The 26,202-nt window shown below is 24.3% G+C and carries 21 protein-coding genes; 12 read left to right on the top strand and 9 right to left on the bottom strand.

The window, feature by feature from the left end:
• On the bottom strand, nt 1–1,330 hold a 1,330-nt coding region (locus MBBAR_RS07285; RefSeq protein WP_143746163.1), incomplete at its 3' end, for a right-handed parallel beta-helix repeat-containing protein.
• A 1,543-nt stretch (nt 1,331–2,873) separates the two neighbouring features.
• Here MBBAR_RS07285 and MBBAR_RS07280 point away from each other — a divergent pair.
• Together MBBAR_RS07280 and MBBAR_RS07275 are read left to right on the top strand one after the other, a co-directional pair.
• Complete coding sequence (locus MBBAR_RS07280) at nt 2,874–3,122, top strand: AbrB/MazE/SpoVT family DNA-binding domain-containing protein (protein ID WP_080460643.1); 249 nt, start codon at nt 2,874–2,876, stop codon at nt 3,120–3,122.
• Nucleotides 3,119–3,514 (top strand): type II toxin-antitoxin system VapC family toxin, encoded by a 396-nt coding sequence (locus MBBAR_RS07275; protein ID WP_080460642.1) that lies wholly within the window; start codon nt 3,119–3,121, stop codon nt 3,512–3,514. The genes MBBAR_RS07280 and MBBAR_RS07275 overlap by 4 nt, the downstream gene beginning before the upstream one ends.
• Nucleotides 3,515–3,542: 28 nt before the next feature.
• On the opposite strand, the gene MBBAR_RS07270 is transcribed toward MBBAR_RS07275, so the two are convergent.
• Both MBBAR_RS07270 and truA read right to left on the bottom strand, forming a co-directional pair.
• Nucleotides 3,543–5,018: a DUF460 domain-containing protein gene (locus MBBAR_RS07270; RefSeq protein ID WP_080460641.1), complete on the bottom strand. Its 1,476-nt coding sequence runs from the start codon at nt 5,016–5,018 to the stop codon at nt 3,543–3,545.
• A 711-nt stretch (nt 5,019–5,729) separates the two neighbouring features.
• Entirely contained in the window at nt 5,730–6,860 is a 1,131-nt protein-coding gene (gene truA / locus MBBAR_RS07265; RefSeq protein WP_080460640.1) for a tRNA pseudouridine(38-40) synthase TruA, read from the bottom strand.
• A gap of 476 nt (nt 6,861–7,336) precedes the next feature.
• Here truA and hisA point away from each other — a divergent pair, with 476 nt between their 5' ends.
• The 6 genes from hisA to MBBAR_RS07235 all read left to right on the top strand — a co-directional run bounded on the left by hisA (nt 7,337) and on the right by MBBAR_RS07235 (nt 13,375).
• Nucleotides 7,337–8,074, top strand: a complete 738-nt coding sequence (gene hisA / locus MBBAR_RS07260) for a 1-(5-phosphoribosyl)-5-[(5-phosphoribosylamino)methylideneamino]imidazole-4-carboxamide isomerase (protein WP_080460639.1) — start codon at nt 7,337–7,339, stop codon at nt 8,072–8,074.
• A 336-nt stretch (nt 8,075–8,410) separates the two neighbouring features.
• Nucleotides 8,411–8,866, top strand: coding sequence for an adenylyltransferase/cytidyltransferase family protein (locus MBBAR_RS07255; RefSeq protein WP_211272922.1), 456 nt, complete (start codon nt 8,411–8,413; stop codon nt 8,864–8,866).
• 371 nt (nt 8,867–9,237) lie between these two features.
• Nucleotides 9,238–10,320: an N-acetyl-gamma-glutamyl-phosphate reductase gene (gene argC / locus MBBAR_RS07250; protein ID WP_080460638.1), complete on the top strand. Its 1,083-nt coding sequence runs from the start codon at nt 9,238–9,240 to the stop codon at nt 10,318–10,320.
• A gap of 455 nt (nt 10,321–10,775) precedes the next feature.
• Complete coding sequence (locus MBBAR_RS07245) at nt 10,776–11,270, top strand: flavodoxin family protein (RefSeq protein WP_080460637.1); 495 nt, start codon at nt 10,776–10,778, stop codon at nt 11,268–11,270.
• Between the two features lie 15 nt (nt 11,271–11,285).
• Nucleotides 11,286–12,137, top strand: coding sequence for a protein translocase subunit SecF (locus MBBAR_RS07240; protein ID WP_080460636.1), 852 nt, complete (start codon nt 11,286–11,288; stop codon nt 12,135–12,137).
• Nucleotides 12,134–13,375 (top strand): preprotein translocase subunit SecD, encoded by a 1,242-nt coding sequence (locus tag MBBAR_RS07235; RefSeq protein ID WP_080460635.1) that lies wholly within the window; start codon nt 12,134–12,136, stop codon nt 13,373–13,375. Before MBBAR_RS07240 ends, MBBAR_RS07235 begins: the two co-directional genes overlap by 4 nt.
• 182 nt (nt 13,376–13,557) lie before the next feature.
• Here the strand turns inward: MBBAR_RS07235 and MBBAR_RS07230 are convergent, their stop codons facing one another.
• The gene (locus MBBAR_RS07230) at nt 13,558–14,268 is read right to left on the bottom strand and encodes a DUF447 domain-containing protein (protein WP_080460634.1); all 711 of its coding nucleotides are present in this window, start codon (nt 14,266–14,268) and stop codon (nt 13,558–13,560) included.
• Nucleotides 14,269–14,533: 265 nt separating this feature from the next.
• On the opposite strand from MBBAR_RS07230, the gene MBBAR_RS07225 reads away from it, so the two are divergent.
• Nucleotides 14,534–15,541 (top strand): SIS domain-containing protein, encoded by a 1,008-nt coding sequence (locus MBBAR_RS07225; RefSeq protein WP_080460633.1) that lies wholly within the window; start codon nt 14,534–14,536, stop codon nt 15,539–15,541.
• Between the two features lie 53 nt (nt 15,542–15,594).
• Here MBBAR_RS07225 and MBBAR_RS07220 read toward each other — a convergent pair whose 3' ends face one another.
• The 4 genes from MBBAR_RS07220 to MBBAR_RS07205 form a co-directional block, all read right to left on the bottom strand.
• The gene (locus tag MBBAR_RS07220) at nt 15,595–16,122 is read right to left on the bottom strand and encodes an Hsp20/alpha crystallin family protein (protein ID WP_080460632.1); all 528 of its coding nucleotides are present in this window, start codon (nt 16,120–16,122) and stop codon (nt 15,595–15,597) included.
• Nucleotides 16,123–16,308: 186 nt separating this feature from the next.
• Nucleotides 16,309–17,379 carry an NOG1 family protein gene (locus tag MBBAR_RS07215; RefSeq protein WP_080460631.1) on the bottom strand — a complete coding sequence of 357 codons (1,071 nt, stop codon included), beginning with the start codon at nt 17,377–17,379 and terminating at the stop codon, nt 16,309–16,311.
• A gap of 397 nt (nt 17,380–17,776) precedes the next feature.
• A complete protein-coding gene (locus MBBAR_RS07210) occupies nt 17,777–18,337 on the bottom strand; it encodes a TIGR00296 family protein (protein ID WP_080460630.1) in 561 nt (186 codons plus the stop codon).
• 139 nt (nt 18,338–18,476) lie between these two features.
• Entirely contained in the window at nt 18,477–19,847 is a 1,371-nt protein-coding gene (locus MBBAR_RS07205) for a TldD/PmbA family protein (RefSeq protein ID WP_080460629.1), read from the bottom strand.
• Between the two features lie 1,544 nt (nt 19,848–21,391).
• On the opposite strand from MBBAR_RS07205, the gene MBBAR_RS07200 reads away from it, so the two are divergent.
• The 3 genes from MBBAR_RS07200 (at nt 21,392) to MBBAR_RS07190 (ending at nt 25,363) form a co-directional block, all read left to right on the top strand.
• Nucleotides 21,392–21,907, top strand: a complete 516-nt coding sequence (locus MBBAR_RS07200) for a hypothetical protein (RefSeq protein ID WP_080460628.1) — start codon at nt 21,392–21,394, stop codon at nt 21,905–21,907.
• Nucleotides 21,908–23,003: 1,096 nt separating this feature from the next.
• Nucleotides 23,004–24,218, top strand: coding sequence for a GMC family oxidoreductase N-terminal domain-containing protein (locus MBBAR_RS07195; RefSeq protein WP_080460627.1), 1,215 nt, complete (start codon nt 23,004–23,006; stop codon nt 24,216–24,218).
• 323 nt (nt 24,219–24,541) lie between these two features.
• Nucleotides 24,542–25,363, top strand: a complete 822-nt coding sequence (locus MBBAR_RS07190; RefSeq protein ID WP_080460626.1) for a succinylglutamate desuccinylase/aspartoacylase domain-containing protein — start codon at nt 24,542–24,544, stop codon at nt 25,361–25,363.
• Between the two features lie 225 nt (nt 25,364–25,588).
• Here the strand turns inward: MBBAR_RS07190 and pyrI are convergent, their stop codons facing one another.
• The gene (gene pyrI, locus MBBAR_RS07185) at nt 25,589–26,050 is read right to left on the bottom strand and encodes an aspartate carbamoyltransferase regulatory subunit (RefSeq protein WP_080460625.1); all 462 of its coding nucleotides are present in this window, start codon (nt 26,048–26,050) and stop codon (nt 25,589–25,591) included.
• Nucleotides 26,051–26,202 lie beyond the last annotated feature (152 nt).

Raw genomic sequence — 26,202 nt, 5'->3', positions numbered from 1 at the left:
AACTAACATTATCACCAAAATGAACACCATCCAAACTAGAAGTATTAGTAATATTCAAAATAAAATGATTAAAAGTATCAACACCCAAAATCATACCAGTAATATCATTAACACCCCACCAATTACGATCAAAAATACTATTATCATTATGACCAGTAACATTAACACCAAAAGAAGCAATAATACGATTATACTCAACAGTAACATTAACCAATGAACCAGCACTTAAACCAGTAAAATTCAAACCAGCATTAGTAGCAAAAATAGTATTACCACTAACAACAAAATCAGTCACATTAGTAACACCACCACTAGTATAGAAATAAAAACCATCACCACTAGTAGCATTAATAGTATTATTCAAGAAATTAACACCCTTAACATTACCATTAGACAAATAAACATAAACACCATAACTAACACCAGTAATATTGTTGTTAGCGAAGGTTATATTGGTGTTGTTGCTGCTGTATGCAGACAGAGCAACACCAGGGCCGGATGTTCCTGTGATGTTGTTGTTGGCGAAGGTTATATTGGTGTTGTTGCTGCTGTATGCAGACAGATAAACACCATATGTTCCTGTGATGTTGTTGTTGGCGAAGGTTATATTGGTGTTGTTGCTGCTGTATGCATCCAGATAAACACCATTTGATGTTCCTGTGATGTTGTTGTTTTCAAAAACCAAATTAGCAGACGAAACAGGACTATTATAACTACCATCACCTAAATATACACCAGAATAAACACCAGTTATATTATTACCACTAAATAAAACATCAAAAACAGTCTTATCAGCAGATTTACCGAATAAAGAAACAGCACCACGATAACTAGCAGATATACTGGATTTAATAATATTATCCTTAATAACAACACCTGTTATAGGATTAGCACTACCACTACTACTTAAATTAATACTAACACCAGAAGTAGTAATATTATTATCACTAACAGTCAAATCACTACAATTAGATTTTATAGCTGTAGCATAACCACTAATAGTTAAATTAATAATCTTTACATTAGTAGCATTAATATTAAACAAAGTATCAACACTAGATGTTGTGAATTTAGCACCACCACGGTTTTTACCAACAATAGTAGCATTACGACTAATATTAAGCTGACCCCAATCAACATAATCACCATTAGCAAAACTAATCACCAAATCATTATCATTATCATTATTAATAACACTTTGAAACTGTTCAGTAGTATTAGCTGTAGTAAAATTATGATTAGCTGCACTAGCACTAGATAAAGCTAAAAAGATAAATAAAACACACATAACAAAAATAATTGGCTTAAAAAGTCTATTTATTGTAAACATTTTCGTTTTTTCACCTCCTGATCCAATCAATCAGTGTATATAAAAAATACATAGCACAATGAGAACACTCACTACGCTACAATAATATAATATAAAAAAACTACTATAAAAAACTTCCTACCCAAAAAAAATAAAAAACAATAGCTGCCCCCTGCCTTTAAATTAAAATTAAATGATTATTAGAAGTAATTAAAAAAATAGAAAAAATAGAATAATAATGAAAAAAGATAAAAACACAAAAACCCTTTCAAATAAAACGATTAATAAAAAAAGAAGCAAAAAATAATATAAGAAGTGAGATTCAATAGAAAATAAATTCCTATTGAATCTCTAGCTCATAAACATTACAAAATATTGTAATTAATTGTATATAAATTTTTCTATTTTTAATACTAATTATAAAAAAAGTAATATTTAAATATTTATTATTACATATTAGTATTATGGTATTACTAACCCTAAAGCTGTTGAAAAACATATAAAGAAGAAGCCTATACACAAAATCAGCTTCTTCTTACAAAAAAAAAGTAAGGAGGTGATACTATGAAAGATAATTTAAAAATATCAATACTAAACACAATAACAATTATCTTAATTAGTATTACAAAACTCCTTATTCTGATCTATAAATAAAGATTAAAAACGGGTTAGTATACCATACTATTCTCATATATCAACTCTTAAGATATAGAAAAAATCAATTAAAGCCAAATAAAAACTGATAAAAACTGGTAAAAAACTGATAAAAATATTGTTTTGCTTAAAAAAGAATATATTGCAAAAATCAGATATTAATTAAAAGCAAAAAGAATTATAATATAAGAAGTGAAATTCAATAGAAAATAAATTCCTATTGAATCTCTAGCTCATGTACAATATAATATATAATAATTAATTTTATATAAATTTTTCTATTTTTAATACTAGTTATAAAAAAAGTAATATTTAAATATTTATTATTACATATTAGTATTATGGTATTACTAACCCTAAAGCTGTTGAAAAACATATAATGAAGAAGCTCATGTACAATATCAGCTTCTTCTTACAAAAAAAAGGTAAGGAGGTGATATTATGAAAGATAATTTAAAAATATCAATACTAAAAACAATGACAATTATCTTAATTAGTATTACAAAACTCCTTATTCTGATCTATAAGTAAGGAGTAAAAACGGGTTAGTATACCATATTCTCCTACAAGCATGAAACTATAATATATAAAAAACCAATACCACTAAAAAACACTAATAAATTAAAACTTAACAAAAAAAAGAATATATTACAAAAAAAAGTATAATATAAGAAGCGAGATTCAATGGAAAGTAAATTCCTATTGAATCTCTAGCCTATACACAATATATTATATAATAATTAATTTTATATAAATTTTTCTATTTTTAATACTAATTATAAAAAAAGTAATATTTAAATATTTATTATTATATAACGAAAAATATCGTAAGATAAACTATAAACGTAAGAAAACACTAATAGTAAGAAAAATATAATATTATAATAAAAAAACATGAGGTAGTTTAATTATGATAAAAGCTGAAACAAATATTTATGACAAATTTCAAACCGTAATACCTAAAAAAATAAGAGAAAAATTAGGATTAACAAAAGATCATGTTATTGAATGGATTGCCGATGAAAATGGAAAAGTAGAGCTAAAATTTAGAAAAAAATTAACTGATGATGATGTAAAAGGCATGATATCTTTAAAAGAAAAAACAAATGCAGTTAAATTAGTAGACGATATCTATAAAAAAGGAGATAAAAAAATATGATATTCATAGATACTAATTTTTTTATTGGTTTTTTTATTAAAACTGATTTCTGGTTTGAAAGAGCAAGCGAAATAATAAAAGAGATACCCACTAAAGAAAGAATAATCTGTCAAGCTGTTTTAAACGAAATAATAACATTAATAGGTATGAAATCAGATGTAAAAAATTGCAAAAAAGTATACAACTATTTAAAAGATACCTGTACAATCTTTAATGAAAATTCTATCCCCAATATCAATGATAAAATAATTGAAACTTACATAAATTTTAATGGTGATTTATCATTTACAGATAGTACAATCATTGAATCCATGAAAGAATTAGGAATAACAAAAATAATAAGTTTTGATAAAGACTTTGACAAAGTGAATGGAATTCAAAGGATTTATTAATCTTTAAAAAAATTAAAATATATAAGAATCAAATTTCTCGTTTTCTTTCTACTCTGTATTCATTAATAACATTTAAAAGATCGTTTTGAGCTTTTTTAATAGTCTTCTGTTTTGAACTTTCTTTCCACTTATCAATCACACTATTTAAAGCATTGGTATCAGCAACTGCATAATCATCAAAGAATTTAATATCTAAATCAGTTTCATTAATAATAGGAACTTCATTTTTTTCAAACACTTCTTTTGCCTGTGGAGACATTGTTTCATTATCTTTACTAGTGATAATGGCTTTTACACCAATATCTACAATATATTTAGCTGTTTGTGAACCTCCTCCCTTTGAAGATGAAAAATACAAAACATCCCCTCTTTTGAATTTAAACAAATTATTAGCTTGTTTCAAGCCATTTTTTGTAAAGGAATCAATTATTTTAATAGGTGTAAACATAGATAACTCATTAAAATCATCAAATTTAAGTCTTTTGTTTAGCTTTTCTTCAAGAGATTCTCTAAGTTTTTTTTCCTCATTATACTTTAATTGAATTGTTTTTAGAAGTTTAATCTTCGAAGCTACTTCTTTATCCTTTAAAACAGCTTTAGACTCTTTTAATTTAAGTATCTTTAAATCTTTCTCAATTTTAGATATCCTATCATTTTTCTCAATTAATTCATTAGCTAATGAATTATTTTTACTCTTAAGATTTTTAATAATATTATCCTGATTCTTAATTTGTTTTTCTTGAGATTTATTAATATTTTTAAGATTATAGAATTTTTCTTCTAAATCCTTAATACTAATAACATTATCTTCAAGATCAGCCAATTCTTCTTCATTAGAATCTATATCTTCTTCATTATCAATAAGATCATATATTTCAAATGCCTTAGAAATAGACTCGATTATAGGTTTATCATTTATTAAAAAAGATTTCGCCTGATTTAGTATTTCATAGTAATTTTCATTAACAACATCTTCTTTATCGATTGAGTTTAGATTAATTTTAGCTTCTAAAAACTTCCTTTCAAGCTGGTTTAACTTATTTTCATAATTTTTATATGCTAAAATAGCTGCAGAAAGTGAATCTCTCTTATGAGCATCCATAGACACATTACTAATATTTTCAGTATTTTCTGATAAAAAATCACCATTACTCTTTAAAAAGTTATTTACAAGTTCATTTTTATATGATACAGGAATATCATTTTTTGGAGCAAATATTTTTGAATTTAAAGTAGTAGCTAATTTTTTAACAGCTTTTGGAGAATTTTCAACATCAGTAGCTATTAATATAGCTCTTCCAAACTTCATTATTATATTTATAATCTCAGACTTAGTTATTTCCTTAAAACTACCTAAAAAAAGTAAATTACCATTAAGATCTAATATAGCTAAGCCAACTGTTAATCCAGGATCAAATCCCACAATTATTGGTGTTTTAAAACTATTTGAAGTTTTATCTTTTTTATCCTGTTTAATTTGAATGTTATTCAGACTATCCCTCATTAATTGTAACAAATCTTTATTATAATTTTATTATAATACTCATTTTTACACTATTTTTTATAATATTTTTTTATAATTATAAAAATTTTTTATTTTTATAAAATTAAGAAATCTTTGATTTTTTAATAATTATAATATTTCAAATATTATTCAATTATAAAATATTTAATATATAATATATCAATTGTTTTATAATAATATATTTCTTCTTTTTATAATATTTTTAGTATAATTAAAAAATAAAAAATAAAAATAGAATAATAAAAATAAAAAATAAAAATAAAAAATAAGATAATAATATTAAATTAAAAAATTAAATAAATTAAAAATTAGTATTAAAAATAGAAAAATCTAAATTTTAAAGAATTATGAAAATAAATAGAGCATTTTTAAAAATTATTTCTTCTAATAAGTATTACTTCTTTTTTCTTTATATTTTATTAAAATTTAATCAAAAGAAATAAAATAGTGCATTTACCTTATTCCTCTATATACTCATAAAGAGTGTAGACACACTAAAGGCATCAAGAGAAATAAGGACTTACTAAATACACATATAATCATAGATCATTTTCCATATATATTTTACTATTAATTACACACTAAAAAATTATAAAGAAATTAACTACAAAGTTATATGAGTGATAATATTGAACATATAATTAATATATATATATATATACGTTTAATATTAAAAAAATATGTTCTATCCTATTTTAAACTTTCTAAGCTGTTTAAAAGGCTGTTTTCTAATGATATTTTCATTTTATAATCAAAAAGATTTCTTACTAATACTCTTTTAAATCCTTCTAAAGCATAATCATCGTATTGGAATTTTATGTTATTATAATCTATATCCATTAATATAAGATTTTCAGGGTTAAGAGGTTTTATATTATATTCTTTAGTTGGATCAAGCATATCTTTTACTTCTTCTACTTCCATTTCTTCTTTACCAACAAATAAAAAGATTCTCATCATTTTCCTAATCATGTTCCAAAGAAAGCTTTCTCCATAAATATCAATAAAAACTGGTTCATAGCTAGACTTGTTAAAATTAACATTCTGAAAATTCTCATTAAATCTCCCAATAGCTTTTAATTCACCTATATAATGAGATTCAATAAAATCTCCAGATTCTTTTAAGTCAGAAATATATTTTGGAGAATTTTTCAAATAATTAGGGTTTTCTAATTTTTGAGAATATTCTTTATCAAAATTATAAGTATCTAATGATTCTGTATCAATGTCAAGATTATTAATATTATTATTAGTAGTATTAGTAGTATTAGTAGTATTATTATAATTACTATTAATATTATTATTAATATCAGCATTATTAGTATTAATATTAGTATTATTATTCATAATCTCAATTTTGTTTATAGTTCTTACAGTAGTTTTTTGACTATTATTTCTCTTAGAAAAATTAGTAAAATCATGCTTTCCTTCAAATAGACTAGCTAATTCATTCATACGGGAGATGTTAAGGTTTTCTTCAAAAAATACATACCTATAATGCTTAGACTCAGCATACCTCGGCTTAAATCCATATCTAACTGGAGCTTTAGCTATTATTTGAATATCTTCTGGAAGTTTATGATTAATCTGGTTAACTATCACTTCTCTATCACTCATGAAACTAATAACATTTCCAAGACTATGAACTCCCCTATCAGTACGACCAGCTATTCCAAATTTAGAAGAACTCAAATCATCAATATAACCTAATTTTTTTAAGGTGTAAATGAGTTCCCCTTCAACAGTTCTATGGTTTGGTTGGCGTTGAAATCCATGGAAATTAGTTCCAATATAAGCAATTTTTAAAGCAACCTTCTTCATAAAAATCAAATCAATAAATCATTCATTAAGCCTAATTTAAACATTAATGAACTTAAAAATAATTCAATAGTATCTTAAAATAACTTCTTAAAACAATTTTTATAATAATTCTTTATAATAAATTCTTTTTCTTTATAATAATAATTATTTATAATAATTTTTATTAATTTTTATTAGTTTTATTAATTTTACTAATTCTATTATTTTTTTATTTTTATCTTTTATCTTTATTAATAATATTTTTATATCCATAACTTGAATTATTAAATTTATAAAATAAATTATAAAATAATATAAAATAGATTATAAAATAAATTAATATATATTATATAAATTTTATTATGCTATATAAATTGACTTATATATTACATATTATATAATTAATTATATATAATACGAAAAAATAAACGATTAATTGAATATTATATAAAAAATAAACGATTATTTAAATACTAATTAAAATATTAGGTGCTTATATGTCCTTTAAAGAGGAAAAAATGTTAATAATGCCTGCAGTTGATATAAAAAATGGAAAATGTGTTCAATTAGTTCAAGGAAAACCTGGAACTGAGCAAGTTATAATAGATAATCCTGAAAAGGTAGCTAAAAAATGGGAAGATGAAGGTGCCGAGATAATTCATGTGATTGATCTTGATGGGGCCTTAGAAACTAAAGATAACCTCAATACAATAAAAAAAATTCTAAAAGAAGTTAATATTCCAATTCAATTAGGAGGAGGAATTAGGAGCATTGAATATGCTGAAAAACTTTTGAATTTAGATATAGAAAGACTTATTATTGGGACAATGGCTATTGAAAAACCTAATACAATAAAAAAACTATCTGAAGACTTTGGATCTGAAAGGATAATGGTATCTCTTGATAGTAAAGATTCTAAAGTAGTGATTAAAGGTTGGAAAGAGAAAATTGATAAAAAAGCTACAGATATTAGTAGAGAGTTTCAAGAAGCTGGAGCAGGAAGTATTTTATTTACTAATGTAGATGTAGAAGGATTATTAAGTGGTTTTGATATTCAGCCAGCGATTGATTTAGTAAATTCTGTTGATATTCCAATTGTTTATTCTGGAGGAATAACAACTTTAGAAGATTTAAAAAAAATTACTACTACTGGAGTTAAAGGAGTAGTTATTGGATCAGCATTGTATAAAAATAAAATAAACTTAATCGATGCATTAAAATTACAGTCCAAATAAAAAACATGCAAATAAAATACTAAATAAAAAATATTGAATAAAAAACTAACAACTAGTAATTATACTAATAATAGGAACAATACTAGAAATAATAATACATATTATTACTAATAATAGTATTAATAAAAATAATAAGAATAAATAGCAATAATAATGATATGAATAATAAAGATACGAATAATAAGAATACGAATAATAAAGATACGAATAATAAAGATACGAATAATAAGGATACGAATAATATATATGAATAATAAGAATATTATTAATAATAATACTAATAAGAACAATGAAACTATTATTAAATAAGAAGGTAGTAAATAAGAAGGTGGAAAAATGAAAACTGTTATGGCAACTGGAACATTCGATCTTTTACATCCTGGACATGGATTATACCTCCAAAAAGCTAAAGAATTAGGAGGCAAAGATGCTAAATTAGTTGTTGTTGTAGCTAGAGATTCAACAGTCCGTAGAAAGAAGAGAATTCCGATAATAGGAGAATTTCAAAGATTAGAAATGATACGGATGTTGAAACCTGTGGATGAAGCTTATTTAGGCCACCCTACAGATATGTTCAAGATAGTCAGAGATATTCGCCCAGATATTATCGCAATAGGTTCAGATCAAAGCTACAAAATAGAGGACTTGAAAAAAGACCTTGAAAACCAAAAAATAGATTGTGAAGTTGAAAGAGTAAGTAATTATAGAAAAGCTGAATTAGACAGCACTTGCAAAATAATAAAAAAAATAAAGAATTCTGACTTTACAGAAAAAAGTTTAAAAGATTGTTAATCCTGAAAAATTAATAAAATTTCCTAAAAAATCAATAAAATTCATTTTCTAAGTTTAATGATTAACAAACATTTAAATAAATTAAAATTATCCAGATATATTATTTCTATCAAATATATTATGTACTAAAAATTATGTACTAAAAAATATATTAAAAAATATTAAAAAATATATTTATACTAAAAAAATCATATCTATTTATGTATAAAATATTTAACAAAAATATCAAATTTTAATAAAAATTATTATATTTAATAAAAATATTATATTTGATAAAAAGTATGTAATTATTAAAATTTTATTTGTAATATAAGTCTTATTTATAATATACTAAGATATAATCTAATAAAATAAACAATCAAGGTGTTTAAATGACAGAAGTGACTATTGTTGGTGGAAGTGGATATACTGGTGGAGAATTAATTAGATTATTACAAAAACACCCAAATGTTGAAATAAAAAATATTACATCTAGACAATATGATAAAACACCTGTAAACAAAATACACCCTCATATACAAGGATCAGAACTAGTTTTTAAAGATATTAATACAGATAAAATTGATAGTGACATTATATTTACAGCAACACCTCATGGAGCATCAATGAATATTGTTCCAGAGCTATTAGAAACTGGTGGTAAAGTTATAGATTTAAGTGGAGATTACAGATTTAGAGATATATCCACTTATGAAAAATGGTATGGAATAGAGCATGTTTCACCTATGGATGCTGTTTATGGTCTTCCTGAAATTTATAGGGAAGAAATTAAAAAAGCAGATCTAGTAGCTAATCCTGGTTGCTTTCCAACTGGAGCAATACTTGCAAATCTTCCATTATCCCAAAATAACTTAGTTGATAATATAATAATAGACTCTAAAACAGGTGTGAGTGGAGGGGGAGTAAATACTAATCAAGTATTCCATTACCCCAATTGTGCAGATAATGTAATTGCTTATAAAATTATAAGTCATAGACATGGTCCTGAAATTCAACAAGAATTAGGAGAATATTCAAATGTTAAAGTATCATTCACCCCCCATTTAGTTCCAGTTATTAGGGGAATATTTACTACTAGTCATAGTTTCTTAAATAATTTAGTAGATGAAAATATTGATTATACTAAAGATATCGATGCTACTAAAAACATTGATTATAGTAAAAATATTGATGATGCTAAAAATGATATAATTAACCTTTATAAAAAACAATACAAAAATGAGCAATTTGTTAAAATACTCGATGATGGAGAAACTCCTAATTTAAATTCTGTGAGAGGTTCAAATTTTGCCCATATTGGAGGATTTGAAATAGATGAAAATGGTAGGTTAGTTGTTATATCCGTTATAGATAACCTAGTTAAAGGTGCCTCTGGACAAGCTATCCAAAATATGAATATAATGTGTGGTTTCAAAGAAAAAACAGCCATAGATAGTTATGGAATAAGACCCTAAAAATTAATATTATATAAAAATAATATTTATATCAAAAATAAACTAATTGTATATTAAATAATAAAACCAAAAATAAAACTAATTTTATAATAAAAATAATTAATACTAATAAAAATAATTAATAATACTCTAATCAAAAAAAGATTATAAATAATAAAAACTTCGTTTTTAAACTTATAAAATCAGAGATTTTATAAATAATAAAAATATATAATACTAAATTAAAAATTATATTAAAATTTTAATAAAATTTTATTTAAGTTTTTATATAAATTTTTATGTTAAAATAATTAATTAGTTAAATTACTTAGTTAAATAATTACTTATAATTAATAATAATTAATTACTAATAATATTACTTATAATTACTAATAATTATTTAATAATTAAAAATAATATTAAAGATAATAATTAGAAAGGAGTTAATAAATAATATCTTTTAAATAGGGGATAAAATGAAAACAATGATAATTTACTTTTCAGAAAGTGGAAACACAAGAATTGTTTCTAAAACACTTTCTGAAAATTTAAATACTGATTTAATAGAAATAAAAGATTTAAAAAAAAGAAGTGGATTCTTTGGTAAAGTATTTTCTTCAGTAGACGCTTTTAGAGAAAATAAGACTGAAATTAGTCCTTCAAACATAGACTTGAGTGAGTATGGATTAATTTATTTTGGTACTCCAACTTGGGCAGGTAATGCTTCTCCTGCAATAATAACCTTAATTGATAAATGTGATTTGCGTGGAAAAGATATTGTACTATTTGCAACCATGAATGGTTCTGGAGGACGTTCTGCTATTGAAAGAATGAGTGAAAAAGTCCAAGCTCGTGGAGCAAGAGTAGTTGAATCTTTTACTATTAAAACTAAAAATAAAAGTATTGAAAAAATCGAAGAAGATAGTCTAAATATAGCAAAATTATTAGATTTAAGTTTATATAATTATTAAAAATATGGTGCTTTAATGTTAAAAAAATTAATGGATTCTTATAAGCTATTAATTATTATACCTGTGATAATAACAATTATATCTTTAGGATTAATAGCTTTTAATGGAATAGATGAAGGGATAGATTTAAAAGGAGGTTCAGTGGCAGTTTTAGATATGAATCAACCTACAAGTTCTTCTTCTTTAGAAAGTCAGTTGAAAGACTCTTTAAATAATCAAGGGTTAGGTGTTGAAGAAGTAGATGTTTTAAGTAATATAGGTACAGATATAACTGTTCAAATAGGGAGTGAAGTGAATTCAACGGCATTTAACCAGGCATTGAATGGAACCGGAACCGTTGTAAGTTATAATGCAATAGGTCCTATTTTGAGTGAAGAAGCTATGACTCAAGTTTATTGGGCAATGGCATTTGCATTCTTATTTATGTCTATAACAGTCTTTATAATATTTAGAGAACCAGTTCCATCAATAGCTGTTATATTAGCTGCAGCTTCAGATATTATTATTTCGATGGGAGGAATGTCTTTATTCAATATTCCTTTGTCAATAGCTTCTGTTGGAGCTCTTCTTATGTTAATTGGTTATAGTGTTGATACAGATATCCTTCTTACAACCAGATTATTGAAGAGAAAAGAAGGAACTCTTGTTGAAAGAGCAAGAGAAGCTATGAAAACTGGTATGACTATGTCAATTACAGCTATTGCTTCAATGGTAGTTCTTTATTTAGTTACAATTTTCTTAATCCCTGAAGCAACAACCTTAACCAATATTGCAGCAGTTTTAATGATTGGATTAATTGCAGATATACTAACAACATGGTTTATGAACCTTGGAATTCTTAGATGGTATGTAGAGGTGAAAAAATGAAGAAAAGACATTTAAAAGAATTTTTCAAGGATAAAAGAGTTATATTATTAATAATATTAATCCTAGCAAGCGCAATTAGTATTTCAACTCTTGGAATTCAGCAAGGTCTTGATCTAAAAGGAGGATCATTGATACAACTTCAACTTGAAAAACCTGTTGATAAAGAAACAATGGATGTTGTAACTACTGTCTTAGATAAGCGTCTTAATTTATTTGGAGTTCAAGATGTAAAAGTCAGATCAAGTGGTGATCAACTAGTTATAATTGAGATGGCTGGTGTTTCGCCAGAAGAAGTTGAAAAACTGATAGGATCTCCAGGTAAATTTGAAGCCAAAATAGGTAATGAAAGTGCTCCAGTAGCACTTACTGGTGCAGACATTACATCGGTTGATATGTATGAGATAACCGACACGCAATGGATGGTTCCATTTAAAGTATCCACAAGCGGAGCTCAAAAATTTGCAGATTTAGCTGAAGGAAAAGGTGGAGAAAAAGTTTACATGTATTTGGATGGTAAATTAATTGATGAAAACCCTCCAGAACTTGCTCCAGAGTTAGCTAATGGAAAAGCAGCTACAGAATTAAGTGTTACAGGTGGAGCTTCCACTCCTGAAGAAGCAAGAACACAAGCTCAAAATGTTTACACTGTTTTAAAAACAGGTTCACTTCCGGTTCAAATTAAAGTTGTTGGTGCAAGCACAGTATCAGCCGAACTAGGAGAACAATTCTTAAATGGAGCAATAATTGCAGGATTGTTAGCTATACTGGTTATCTCAAGTATTATATTCATTAGATATAGAAATCCTCTTTTAGTTATACCTATAATAATAACAAGTATATCTGAGGTACTTATCGTTATGGGAATAGCTTCGATTATTCATTGGAATATAGACTTATCAGCGATTGCAGGGCTAATCGCAGCAGTTGGAACTGGTGTTGATGATCAGATTATTATTACCGATGAAGTTCTAGGTAGACAGTCTAAAAGTGAAACAAATAAAAAACGAAGAAGAACTAGAACTAGAATGAGTGTTAAAAATGCATTATTCATTGTATTTGCATCAGCAGGAACTTTAATTGCAGCTATGTTACCTCTTGCATATGTTGGATTTGCAAGGGGAAGTAGTGGAATAGGAACATTAGCTGGTTTTGCATTTACAACCATTTTAGGAGTTTTAGTAGGAGTATTTATTACTAGACCAGTTTATGCAAAATTCGTTGAAATATTTTTAAAGTAAAAAGTTTTTAATTTTAAAGTTTTTTTTAAAATTATACTTTAAATTAAATTTTTTAAGTATTTCTACTTTAAAATTAATTCTCTTTTAAAGTATTTTTACTTTAATTATTTTTTAATTAATCATTAATATTTTATTTTTTAATTGTTCTTAATTCTTTTTTATAAATATATCATTATAAAACACTAATCAGTTTCATATCCTTTATTTTTAAAAGTTTCTCCAAGTAATTCAATAGCTTTTTTTTCTTCACTACTTCCCACTTTATTAACAACTCTTTTTGATTCATTAAATCTATCTAAAAAATAATCTTTTTTCTCACTATCAACTATATCAAACCTAGTAAAATTCACTAAAGATTCAATTAAACAATAAAAACCTCTATTAGCAGCTTTTGCGCATTTATTATTTAAGATTATATCTTCAACATTTGCAATTATAACCTTTGCTTCTGATTTTTTTATAGGGTCACTTTTTTTAAAGGCATTTTTTATATCAATTACTTTACATATTAAATAAGCATCAACATCATTTAAAACAGGCAAATTTTTATAAGTACTTTTTTTATCCCTATATTTATCCCTATATTCTTTATTATTATTTTTATCCCTATTTTCAATATTAGAATCTATAAAAAAATCTTCAGGAATATTTCCAATTGTTGCAAGTGTAAATAAAATAGGGTTTAAAGTTATATTAACAATAAATTCATTGTTTAAGATAATATTATCAAGTGTTTTACTACCTTTAAATATTCGACACATAACTTTATATTTATCTTTACAAATAACACCAATTGGAGCTCCATTTTTTTTACCTTCACTATCCATAGTTGTTATTATAGTTTCATATTGTTGTCCTTTTTTCATTCCAACAGAACTTAAATCAATACTCATGAACTTATTTTATATCTATCAACTATTTAATTTTAATTATTAAATAGAAAATTAAAAATAGAAATAAAAAATAAAAAATTTCCACAATTATTAATAAAATTACTTTAATAAAATGAATTTATAAATTTAAAATAATTTATAATACTTTTATAATTGACTTATAAATATTAATAAATGCGATAATTATCTTAAAGTTTAAATAGGATAATCAATAAAACTATTTAAGATAAAAAACTTAAAAACATCAAATCAGTTGGAGATACAAATGAAATACAAAATGTATAGTGAACTATTCGAACAACCTGATTCAATTAGAAAAACATTCGAAACAGAATTAAAAAATATGGAAAAAATAGCTAATAAGTTATCTAAAGTTGATCGTATTTATTTAGTTGGTTGTGGAAGTTCTTTATCAACAGCTTATACAGCAAAAGATGCTCTTGAAATGGTAACTAACTTAAATATCGATGTTTTTACAGGATATGAATTTTATTATAATAAAAAAATAGATGGGGAAAATTCAGCAGCTATATTTACATCTCAGTCTGGTGAAACAGCAGATACACTAGCCGCTCTTAGAAGAGCTAATGAATTAGGACTCCATACAATAGCCATATCTAATGAAAAAGATAGTTCAATGATAAAAGAAGCAAAATATTCAGTAGTTACACAGTGTGGAAGAGAAGAAGCTATTTTAGGGACCAAAACTTATGTTACTCAATTATCTACATTATATTACATATTATTTTCAGCTTCAGACTATGAAAAAACTGATGAACTTCTAAAAGAACTTAAATCAATCCCAGATCTAATGGAAAAGATTATTGAAGATACTGAAGAAGAAAATAAAAAATTAGCATATAAACTTAAAGATGAAGAAATATTCTATGCACTAGGTAGTGGTCCGAATTTTGGATTAGCTTATAAATTAGCTATGACAATGTTAATGGAAGGTGCTTTAAAACATTCTTGCCCATTATATTCATCAGAATTTAGACATGGATTAATAGAAAGGGCTGAAAAAGATGTTCCAATTATTATATTAGATTCACAATATCCATCAGATGAAATAACTCAAAAAGCAATTGATTTTTGTGAAAAAATAGGAGTTAAAACTTTAGTTTATAGAATGCAAGATTATTCTAATATAAATAATCTATTATCCCCATTTATACTCGTAATACCTCTTGAATGGTTTGTCTTTTACTTAGCACATTATAATGGTGAGGATCCTGGAAGTACTAGACATATAGGTAAAGTAAGATATGAATAATAAATATTAAAATAATTATAAAAAATAAAAATAAGAAATTAAAAAGAATATAACTATTTAATATCCATTTTTAACTTTTTAACTTCAACTTTTGGAAGTTCTAAGAAAAGAACGCCATTGCTAAATTCTGCTTTTGAATCATCCATTTTTACCTTATTTGGTAAAGAAATAGTTCTTCTGGCTGGACCATAAGTTCTTCCTTTAATTAAAAATTGACAATCTCCATCACAAGCTTCTTCAGATTTGTCTCCGAAGAAAGCAGTTATAGTTAAATCTTTATCAACAATTTCTACATCAATCTCGTCTTTTTCTACTCCAGGAAGATTTACTTTCACATAAAAAGTATCTGCAGAATCTATTAAATCAAGGTCTATTTTGCTTGGAACAGTTTCTTTATATTCACTTATTTTACTATCAAAGTCTTTTTGAAAGGATTTGAGATTTACAAGAATATCATCCATTGTTTTTCCAAAATCATTAGCCATTCTTCCAGCAACATTTTTTCCTTTCTCTACATGTTTGTCTACTTTTCCTGCAATTTCATCATACTTCTCTTTATCAAGTTTAGGTTTTTCAGACATATTTAATCTCCTAATAAGCTTAAATTATAAATTTTTCATAATATATAAATCAATAGCTTATTTCTATTATTGTAGTATGTTTAGTCTAAGTCATTATTATAACTTTTGGTTAGAAAAAAATTTAAAAAATAATATTTAATATAAAATAGAAAAGAGTTTAAAAATAATATTAATATAAAAAATAGATCAATAGAATTCCATATCTTCATTTTTATTTCTTTCTATTTTTCTTACACTAGACAATTTAGAAATTATATCTTCAATACCTTTACCTTCATAAGCAGAGATAAACAAATAATCATCAGTTTCCTCTAAATAACTACTTAAATAGCTAATATCTGACTCAGATTCATCTGACTCAAATTTGGATTTATCATTAGTATCTTTATTCACATCAGCAATATCTATCTTATTAAAAAGATAAACCATTGGAACATCAAAAATCCTTTTAATTTCATAAGAAAGATTAAATTGACTTTCTATAGAGAAACCACAAGTTTCTGAAACATCAATAATAAAGAAAATAGCATCAGCTAAATGTTCAAGAGCCACCATAGCATTTAGTTCAATTTCATTCATATCTAAAATTGGTCTATCAAGAAGCCCTGGAGTATCAATAATCTGAATTTTTTTCCAATTTCTTTCAAGATGTCCTATTTGGATCCCTTTAGTTGTGAAAGGGTAGTTAGCTACCTCTGGAGTAGCATCAGTAATTTGACGAAGTAAAGTAGATTTTCCTACATTCGGAAACCCAGCTATTACAATTGTAGTAGCTTCAAAGTCTATGGTAGGCATGTTTCTAAGATTAGCTTTGGCAAAATCTAAAAAATCAAGATCTTTTTTAATTTTATTAACAACAGAAGCAATTCTTCCATATGCTTGTTTTTGAAGTGTTGAAGCTTTTTCAGGAGAAGATCTACGAATTCTACTGGAATAATCTTTTTCAAGTTGAGTTATAATACCATAAGACCAATTTAAAGCACCAAGTGCCTTTTTCATATCATCCACACCAACAGTAATATCAATATAATCTTGATAAAATTCAGGAAGTGTTTCAATATTAGGAACCCTATCTAAAATCATCTTAATTCTATCTTTAATTACTTGACAAGCTGTAATAACTCTTGTTTCCTCAATTCTTTTAGATTTCAAATGTCTTGGAATTTTTGAAGTCCTAGCTAAATCTGCTGCTTTTTTTCCTCTTCTAAATCCTTTATCTAAAAGTTCATCAGGAGTAGGAATAGTTGGAATCATCATAATATTAACCTAAATATATAAATTGTAAATAATAAAAATTCTTTCATAAAAATTCTTTTTTAATTTTATTAATAAAAATTATTGATAAAAACAGAATAATATTTAATAAAGTATTAATTATCTTTATTTAACTACCTTAATAAAGATTTTCTATAATATTAAAAATATTTTTAATATAATAATAAAATAAATAATAAAATTAATAAAATAATTAATAATAAAATTAATAAGATAATTAATAAAGTCAATAAAATAAATAACAAACTAATATGATGAATAATGAAATTAATAAAATAATTAATAAGATGATTAATAAAATTAATAAATTAAATAATAAATTTAATAAAATAATTTGTAAAATAATTAGTAGAATATTAATAACATACTAAATTATTGATTATTCCTTGAAGATTTGCCCCTGAAAAGTGTAAACTTTTGTTTCCTTTGAATTCCAACAATCTGAAGATAAACCTGCTTTGATACATGTATTAGCTAAAAAAGTCTCACTATCCATATTGTATTCAGTTGCAACTTGTGGTAAAAGTAAACCTTTATTAAAGCCTTTTTCAATTATTAATCCATCTCGACCAATGAGTATCTCATTAGAATAATTAAAAGGATCAGATACCTCTAAAAGCTCTGGTTTTGTTAAAACAGTTACTTCTAATTCTATATATTTCAATTCCTCACTAGTTAATTTAGGAAATCTTGGATCATTTACAGCTGCAGAAATAGCTACATCAATTGTTGCATCTATAAGAGGAGCTATTGGTTCAGGATATCCAATACATCCTCGAAGTTCTTTATTTCTATTTAAAGTTACAAAGACCCCTAATTTTTCTTTTAAATGTTCAGGACAATCTTCCGGAACATTAATTTTCTTTCCATTTTCTAAATAATTTTCAATAGCTAATTTAGCTATTTTTATTAAATATTTTCCATCATCATCACTTAACATATATACAACCCCCTCATAAAAATCTAATAATGAAATTAGAATTAAATTAGGATTAAATAAGATTAAATAGGGTTAAATAAGGTTAAATTAGAATTAAATTAAAGTTATATTAGGATTATATTAGAATTAAATTAGAATATCAGCTACTGCCTCCAACTGTAGCATTTAAAATTTTTGTATGAGGACCACCATCACCAACTGGAGCAACTTGTCCAGATTTTCCACAAAATCCAATTCCTAGTTTAAAATCACTACCAATTGCATCAACATTTTTTAAAGTTTCCAATACATTACCTGAAAGTGAAACATCTCTAAGAGGGTCAGTAATTTCACCATTTTCAATTTTAAAGGATTCAGCAGCATTGAATTGGAAAATTCCTTTTCCAGTATCAACTTGTCCTCCTCTTGAACCTTTAAGATATATTCCATCAGAAATATCTTCAGTTAACTCTTCAAAACTCATATCTCCAGGTTCTAAATAAGTATTGCTCATTCTTACTATAGGTTGTTCACTGATTATTGATCTTGCATTTCCAGATGATTTCATATCTAACTTTGATGCTGATTCTCTTGAACTAAGTAAAGATACTAGTTCACCATTTTTTACAAGCTGATTCTTCTTAGTTTTAATCCCTTCTCCATCATAAGCATAATAACCAAAACCACTCATATCACTTGCATCATCAATAATGTTTACAATATCTGAACCAATTTTCTGATTCAATTTACCTTTTAATATAGAATCATTTTGAAGAATTAAATCAGCTTCAACTGCATGACCTAATGCTTCATGTATAAAAACTCCAGTTAATTCATTATCAGCCACTATAGAAAAATTACCAGAAGGAGGAGTATTAGCCTTTAAAAGCCTATTTGCTTTTTCACCTATGTTTCTACCAAATTTTTCAATATCTTGATCCTTTAAAGCTTCAAATCCTTTTGCACCACCAATACTACCATGGCCAAATTGAATAATATCTCCAGAAGATGCAGCTGCATTCAAAAATAATCCTACACGAGTTTCATCCATTGAAATAGAACTACCTTCACTATTAACAAATACAGACTTTGATTCACTATCAGAATAGCTAACAGTAGTACTTGATACATTGCCTAAAGTTGCAGCTTTACTTGCATCAGTTATTATTTCTTTTTTATCTTCAATAGTGACATCACTAAATGGAATTTTCCTAGGAGTTTTAACATTATCTTCAACAATTTCAGCTTCAGCTAATTCTACATCTCCATTGAGAACATTTGATAATTTGATTGCAGTTTTAGCTATTTCATCTAATTTATTCAAATCATTGGTAAATGCAAAACCCCATGCTCCATTTTTTAAAACTCTGATTCTAGCCCCAATATCAATTCCAGTATTAACTTCCTGAATTTTATTATCTTTCATAATAATGTTAGTATTATTTCCTTTAGAAGCTTTTATATCAACATAATCAGCTTTTAAAGTAATATTATCAATAGTTTTTATAAAATAATCTAAATTTTCTTCCATATTTTCCACCTTGGATAAATAATTCCATTAAATGATTTCTAACTATATAATGATTAGTTAACTTAATACACTTTTTTATTTTAAATTTTAAATTTTAATCATATAATATTTTAAATTTTTAATATTAAATTTGTGATACTTATATTTGTGATATTTAAATTTGTAATACTTAAATTTGTAATATTTCTTATAATATTTTAACATATCTATAAATAAATGATATATTTATAATAATAATTAGGTATATTTTAATAATAAGTAATATCCTTAATATAATCAGATACAATATTATTTCCAATTCAAAACATAAGAAATTTTCTATAAATTCTGTAATTATAAAATAAAAAAACTACAATAAAATAAAAAACTATGATTAAAAAGTTAAATTATATTTTCTTTTATTATTTTTAATATACTATTTTAAAGTTAATTTTATTTTAAAATTAATTCTATTCTGAAATTACGATTTATTCTATATACAATCTATTCTACACCATTTATTCCATAACATTTATTCTACACCTATTCCATAAAATCTATTCTATGCCATTTATTTTATAATTAAATTCTATTCTAAAACTGAATTTTATTTTAAAACTATAAATTATTCTAAAAGTATTTTAAAATTATATTTTACTCGAGAGCAATACTTTATTTTTAAAATTTATTATAATATAATATTTTTGTGAATTTTTAAAATTAAATAATATTGCCCATAACAATAAACAAAACCTAAAGTATAAGTTATAAGTTAAATTAAGGAATTATTAGAGTTTTTAGAGGAACATTTAAATATCATGTTTTATAATTAAAAATAAGTAAACGAAAATATGAGCTTAAATGAATAATTAAAGATAAGTTATAACTTATTATAATATATTAAACAAGGAAAATGTTTTTTTAAAAATTTTTCAAAATTATGATATTATATATCCAAATTAATTAAAATAATAATCAAATTTATTTAAAATAAAGAGATTTGTTGAATAAAATAGAAAAAAACAAAAAAATAGATTAAAATACTTAAAAAATAATATTTATCTATTATTGTCATGATGGAGGCGATATTATGACAAAATTAATAAAAATCGTGGCAGAACCTGGTTTAAAAATCACAGAAGAATTTAAACTAAACCAAAAATAAAAAATCCAGAAAAAATTGAGAAATAAATATTAAAATTATTTTTTAATTTGATTGGTAGATGAATAATAATGTTAAAAATAGCTCCTAATAAATTATATACTTTTTAGAAGTTAAAAACAATTTTTTAAAAAGATATGATAAAAAATAGAATAAAAAATAGAACAAAAAGATATAATCAAGATAATTAGGAATATATCATTTAAAAATGATTTAATTAGAAATAATTAAATTAAAACTAATTTAATCAGATATGATTTAATTAGAAAATAGAACTGATCTAATTAGAAATAGTTTAATTAAAACTAATTTAATTAGATATGATTTAATTAATAAACAATTTTAAAATAAACAATTTAACTCAAGATTCAATTTACAAAATACTAAAAAGGAGTATAAAACTTTGAAGATTACTAATAAAAAATTCTTTATAGGAATTTCCTTAATAATTATAATGTCATTACTTTCCATATCATCCGTGGCAGCAGATACAATTACAGTAACTGCAAAACCAAGTGCAAAAAATAGTTTGCCATACAAAGATTATACAATAACATGGGAAAATCATTGCCCCCTGTGTGGACATGATGGAACACTAGTATTTAATCCTAAAGGAACCTATGAAGGAGAATTAACCTGTTCACATTGTGGAGCAGATTATTGTGCAGTTACAGGAAAAGATAAAAATTGGAATGGACCTAGAGCCTATTTGAAAGTTTTTAAAGAAACAACCAACCAAAATAATTCTGAACTGAATAATTCTGAACTAAATAAAACTGATCTAAATAATTCTGAAAGTTATGATGCAAATGAAAGCTATTATAATTCCTATCCAAATTTGATTTTTAGAAGCTTTATAATGAGTGTTATAAACTTTACATCATATTCACAGAATACAATGTTTAGTGAATATAATTGATTAAGAATTCCACAAAAGTAAAATTCAGAATATGATATTTATCAGACTTAGTAATTATAATTTAATGATTGTTATTTAATGATTGATATTTAATAATTTCAGTATTCAATAAGATTAATATTAAACTGATATCTGAATAAAATATAGTATTATTATTTTAGATAAGTATAATTATTCTAGGTTAACTTTTAGATTAATTCGTGAAAATACAAAAAATATTTATATTAATAATAACTTAAAAAAAGATGTAAGTGTTGATTTTAGTACATTTATAAAATTCTTAAAATCTTATAAAATTAACACAAAATTTAACACAAGAGGTGAAAAAATGCAAATTGAACTCGATTTACAACATTTCTGTTGTGGTCCAAAAGGCTGCGAAATCGAAATCACCTATGGTGAAATGATGGACGCAGAATAAGTTTTTAATTATCCAATATAGTATATTAAATTATGTAATATAGCTAATTAATATTATTTACATTTAATATATTTTATATAAATATAATTATACTTGCATTTACATATCATTTATTTAGTAGATAAAAATCTACTTTTATTTTTATATTATTTAAAAAATATTCTAAAATAAAAATATAATAGAAAATATAATAGAATATTTACTTATAAAGAACTATATAAAATATTTATAACTATACAAAATCATAGTAATACTATTAATTATAAATGTATTAAAAAGAGTATTACTTATAAAAATATTATTTATAAAATTATAGCTATTTTTCAGATATTTTTAGAAATAATTAATATAATTAGTATAATTTAGATAATTATAATTTTAGATAATCAATATAATTTAATATAATTTCATTTTAATTTTAATATAGATTTAAATCTTAATATAGTAAATTTTAATATAAATCTAATTTATTCATGGTTATATTTGATAAATTTAATATAATCTTAAATTAAATTACATTAATATAAGATATCCGCTAAGATAAGGATAAAATAAAATAAGTATAAATTATATATTATTAAAATCATTGAAAAAATAAATACACTTAAAAATATTTACAAAATATATTATAAAATTATTATAAAATCATTATAAAATAAAACAGGGAATTATAAAATGGTTGTTATTATTGGATCTGGAGCAGGTGGTGGAATACTAGCTATGGAACTATCGAAAAATGATATTCCAGTGACGATAATCGAAAAAGGTCCCAGCATAAATTTAAATGATGCTTTTAGATATTATGATCCTTCTGATAACAAAGTTGATATTTTAAAAACAAGCTGTACAGGAGGAACAACAACAGTTTCTGCAGGAAATGGTGTTAGGGTTCTTGAAAAAGAATTAGAAGATATGGGAATTTCAATATATGAAGAATTAAATGAGGTAGAAACATTATTATCAGTTCATGAAATGGATGATGATCATTTTGGAATAGGTAATAGGAAATTTATTGAAACATCAAAAAAACTTAATCTAAACCCTATAAAAATGCCGAAATTTATTAAAGATGAAAAATGCATACCTTGTGGTAAATGTGCATTTGGTTGCCCTAGAGATGCAAAATGGACATCAATAGAATTTATAAATCAGGCAATTGAAAATGGTGCTGTTTTTCTAGATAATACTGAGGTTATAGAAATAATTGTAGAAGATAATAAAGTCAAAGGAGTTATTGTTAAAAATAAAAAAAATGAAGAAGAATTAATCTTCTCAGATATAGTCATATCATCTGCTGGAGCTATAAATACAGCTAAATTACTTCAAAAATTAGGTTTACCTGCTGGGAAAAAATTATTTGTGGATCCTTTTGTAACGATAGGAGGGATAATTAAAGATATTGGATTTAATAAAGAAGTTCAGATGAATAGCCTCATAAAAGGAGAAAATTACATTCTTGCACCACATTATGCAAGTTTTATTGCAAATGAACTTAAAAAGAAAGACGTTGAAGAGTCTGATATTTTTAGTATTATGGTTAAAATCCCTGATGATAGTTTTGGGCAGATAAAGGATGGTAAAGTGATTAAAGAAAACTCTGAAAAAGATGTTAGATTTATAGCTGAAGGTTCAGCTGTTGCAGGGGCTATTTTAATAAATTCAGGAGTTGATCCTAAATCTATCATTTCAACAAATCTTAGAGGAGCTCATCCAGGAGGAACAGCAGCTATTGGAGAAATCGTTGATTTGAATCTTGAAACAAAGATTAAAGGATTATATGTTAGTGATGCCAGTGTTTTACCAAAAGCACCAGGAGCACCACCAATTTTAACTATATTAGCATTATCAAAAAAGCTTTCTAAACATTTAATATCAAAATTAAAGCATTAAAAATAGTAATAATAACAATAATAAAGATAAAAATAATAGTGATAGAAATAATAATGATAGAAATTATAAAGATAAAAATTATGATAAAAAATAATGATAGAAATTATAAAAATTATAATAAAAAATTTTAATAAAGATAATATAATAACAGAAAAAATAATAAAAATAAAAAACAAATAATAATATTTCTAGTAAAAATCACTATAATGGATAACTATAACATAATTATAAAAGATAACTTAAAATAATTATAAAAGATAGCTATAAAAAATAAATATAAAAAATTTAAAAAACACGGGGGAGGAAAAATTATAATAAATAACATGAAAAATATTAAAATTAATAATAATTTTAAAAGGATATTTATAGTATTAATAATATTATCAATTTTTTTAATTGGAATACAGGCAGCATCAGCAGCTACACCTACAGTTACAGTTGAAAAATGGGGTACTGGAGGAGATGTTACAAAAAACAGCTTAATAAAAAAGAATATTCCAAAATCAGAGATTACAACAAAAGTTATTAAAGCTGCAAAAAAAGGAACACCAGTAGTTAAATTTGGAAATGGCAAAGGTAAAAAAACGCTTATTGTTTCAGGAGTTCATGGAAGTGAACTTTCATCACAGGTTGCGTCAATGAAGCTTATAAATTATCTAAGTAAAAAGAAAAATATAAAAGGTACAATATATGTTATACCATTCGTAGCTCCAAAAGCAACTGCCAAAAATCAAAGGTTCTACAATGGTAAAAATTTAAACTCTATAGCTAATAAAAAGGGTAGTATAACTAATAAGATAATGTTATTTGCAAAGAAAAATAAGATAGATGCTGTAGGAGATTTTCATTGTACAATGCCTGGAGGAAACCCTGGTAAAAATATAATAATGGGCACAAAAGTTCCAACATTGAAAAGTGCTAGAATGGCAATTGGAATTTCAAGATTAATAAAACAGCCTTATAGAAACTATCTTATAGCGGGTAAAGAATATCCAGGAGCTCTTGAAGATGTTTTAAATTTAAGAGGTATTCCCGCTGTTACTTGTGAGGTTAAAACTCCACATGGAAAAATAGCTTCAGGAAGTATAACTGCTTCCCTAAGACAGATGCTTGGATTTTTAAGGTATAATAAAATTATAACCTAATTCTATAAAATTATAATCTAATTTTTGTCTAATTATAATTTAAATAATTTAACTATAATTTCTAATTTAATTCTAATTATGTAATTAATCATTATCTCATAAATTAATTATATAAAATTATTAAATTACTTATATAAAATATTATAATTAGTTATATAAAATAATAATTAATTATATAAAGCTATAAGATTAATATCATAGCCAAAAATATTAAAGATACAATTATTAAAACTGTTTATCTATTTCTTCAGCATCGATCAATCGTTCACAATAATGACATCTTAAAAGTATTGGTGAAGTTTTTATCAAATGAAATCTAGATTCAATTGGCTCATTAGCATTTGTAATACAATTAGGATTGTTGCATCGAATGATTGATTTTAATTCTTTCATAAAACGGACTTTATCCTTTTCAACCACTTTGTAATCCCTTATTATATTTATGGTAGCTTCAGGAGCAAGTAAAGCAATTTGATCAAGTTCTGAAGAATCAAGTTCTCTTTTTTCTATTTTTACTATATCTTTTCTTCCAGCTTTACCAGAAGAAACATTCATAGCTACTGTAACATTAATATCCTCATTAGGAAGCCCTAAAATTTTCAAAACATGGAGAGATTTATTAGCTGTAATATGATCAATAACAGTCCCATTTTTAATTGGCTCTACTTTCATTTCAGGTTTTTTCATGAAAATATATTTGAATTAAATTTTATTTATAATTTTTTATTTAAAATTACTTAATAAATATTACTAAAATATTTATTAAAGATATGTATTTATTAAAAAATGTGTATTAAAAATGTGTATTGAAAATGTGTATTGAAAATGTTTGTTGAAAA

Origin of the sequence: Methanobrevibacter arboriphilus JCM 13429 = DSM 1125 (assembly GCF_002072215.1) — an archaeon.
Lineage (GTDB): Archaea > Methanobacteriota > Methanobacteria > Methanobacteriales > Methanobacteriaceae > Methanobinarius > Methanobinarius arboriphilicus.
This window is presented reverse-complemented; position numbering and strand designations above follow the sequence as displayed.

What these genes read in the sequence shown, in the direction of transcription:
- MBBAR_RS07280 (WP_080460643.1), top strand. Translation starts at nt 2,874, where the DNA reads ATGATAAAAGCTGAAACAAATATTTATGACAAATTTCAAACCGTAATA.
- MBBAR_RS07275 (WP_080460642.1), top strand. Translation starts at nt 3,119, where the DNA reads ATGATATTCATAGATACTAATTTTTTTATTGGTTTTTTTATTAAAACT.
- MBBAR_RS07270 (WP_080460641.1), bottom strand. Translation starts at nt 5,018, where the DNA reads ATGAGGGATAGTCTGAATAACATTCAAATTAAACAGGATAAAAAAGAT.
- truA (WP_080460640.1), bottom strand. Translation starts at nt 6,860, where the DNA reads ATGAAGAAGGTTGCTTTAAAAATTGCTTATATTGGAACTAATTTCCAT.
- hisA (WP_080460639.1), top strand. Translation starts at nt 7,337, where the DNA reads ATGTCCTTTAAAGAGGAAAAAATGTTAATAATGCCTGCAGTTGATATA.
- MBBAR_RS07255 (WP_211272922.1), top strand. Translation starts at nt 8,411, where the DNA reads ATGAAAACTGTTATGGCAACTGGAACATTCGATCTTTTACATCCTGGA.
- argC (WP_080460638.1), top strand. Translation starts at nt 9,238, where the DNA reads ATGACAGAAGTGACTATTGTTGGTGGAAGTGGATATACTGGTGGAGAA.
- MBBAR_RS07245 (WP_080460637.1), top strand. Translation starts at nt 10,776, where the DNA reads ATGAAAACAATGATAATTTACTTTTCAGAAAGTGGAAACACAAGAATT.
- MBBAR_RS07240 (WP_080460636.1), top strand. Translation starts at nt 11,286, where the DNA reads ATGTTAAAAAAATTAATGGATTCTTATAAGCTATTAATTATTATACCT.
- MBBAR_RS07235 (WP_080460635.1), top strand. Translation starts at nt 12,134, where the DNA reads ATGAAGAAAAGACATTTAAAAGAATTTTTCAAGGATAAAAGAGTTATA.
- MBBAR_RS07230 (WP_080460634.1), bottom strand. Translation starts at nt 14,268, where the DNA reads ATGAGTATTGATTTAAGTTCTGTTGGAATGAAAAAAGGACAACAATAT.
- MBBAR_RS07225 (WP_080460633.1), top strand. Translation starts at nt 14,534, where the DNA reads ATGAAATACAAAATGTATAGTGAACTATTCGAACAACCTGATTCAATT.
- MBBAR_RS07220 (WP_080460632.1), bottom strand. Translation starts at nt 16,122, where the DNA reads ATGTCTGAAAAACCTAAACTTGATAAAGAGAAGTATGATGAAATTGCA.
- MBBAR_RS07215 (WP_080460631.1), bottom strand. Translation starts at nt 17,379, where the DNA reads ATGATGATTCCAACTATTCCTACTCCTGATGAACTTTTAGATAAAGGA.
- MBBAR_RS07210 (WP_080460630.1), bottom strand. Translation starts at nt 18,337, where the DNA reads ATGTTAAGTGATGATGATGGAAAATATTTAATAAAAATAGCTAAATTA.
- MBBAR_RS07205 (WP_080460629.1), bottom strand. Translation starts at nt 19,847, where the DNA reads ATGGAAGAAAATTTAGATTATTTTATAAAAACTATTGATAATATTACT.
- MBBAR_RS07195 (WP_080460627.1), top strand. Translation starts at nt 23,004, where the DNA reads ATGGTTGTTATTATTGGATCTGGAGCAGGTGGTGGAATACTAGCTATG.
- MBBAR_RS07190 (WP_080460626.1), top strand. Translation starts at nt 24,542, where the DNA reads ATGAAAAATATTAAAATTAATAATAATTTTAAAAGGATATTTATAGTA.
- pyrI (WP_080460625.1), bottom strand. Translation starts at nt 26,050, where the DNA reads ATGAAAAAACCTGAAATGAAAGTAGAGCCAATTAAAAATGGGACTGTT.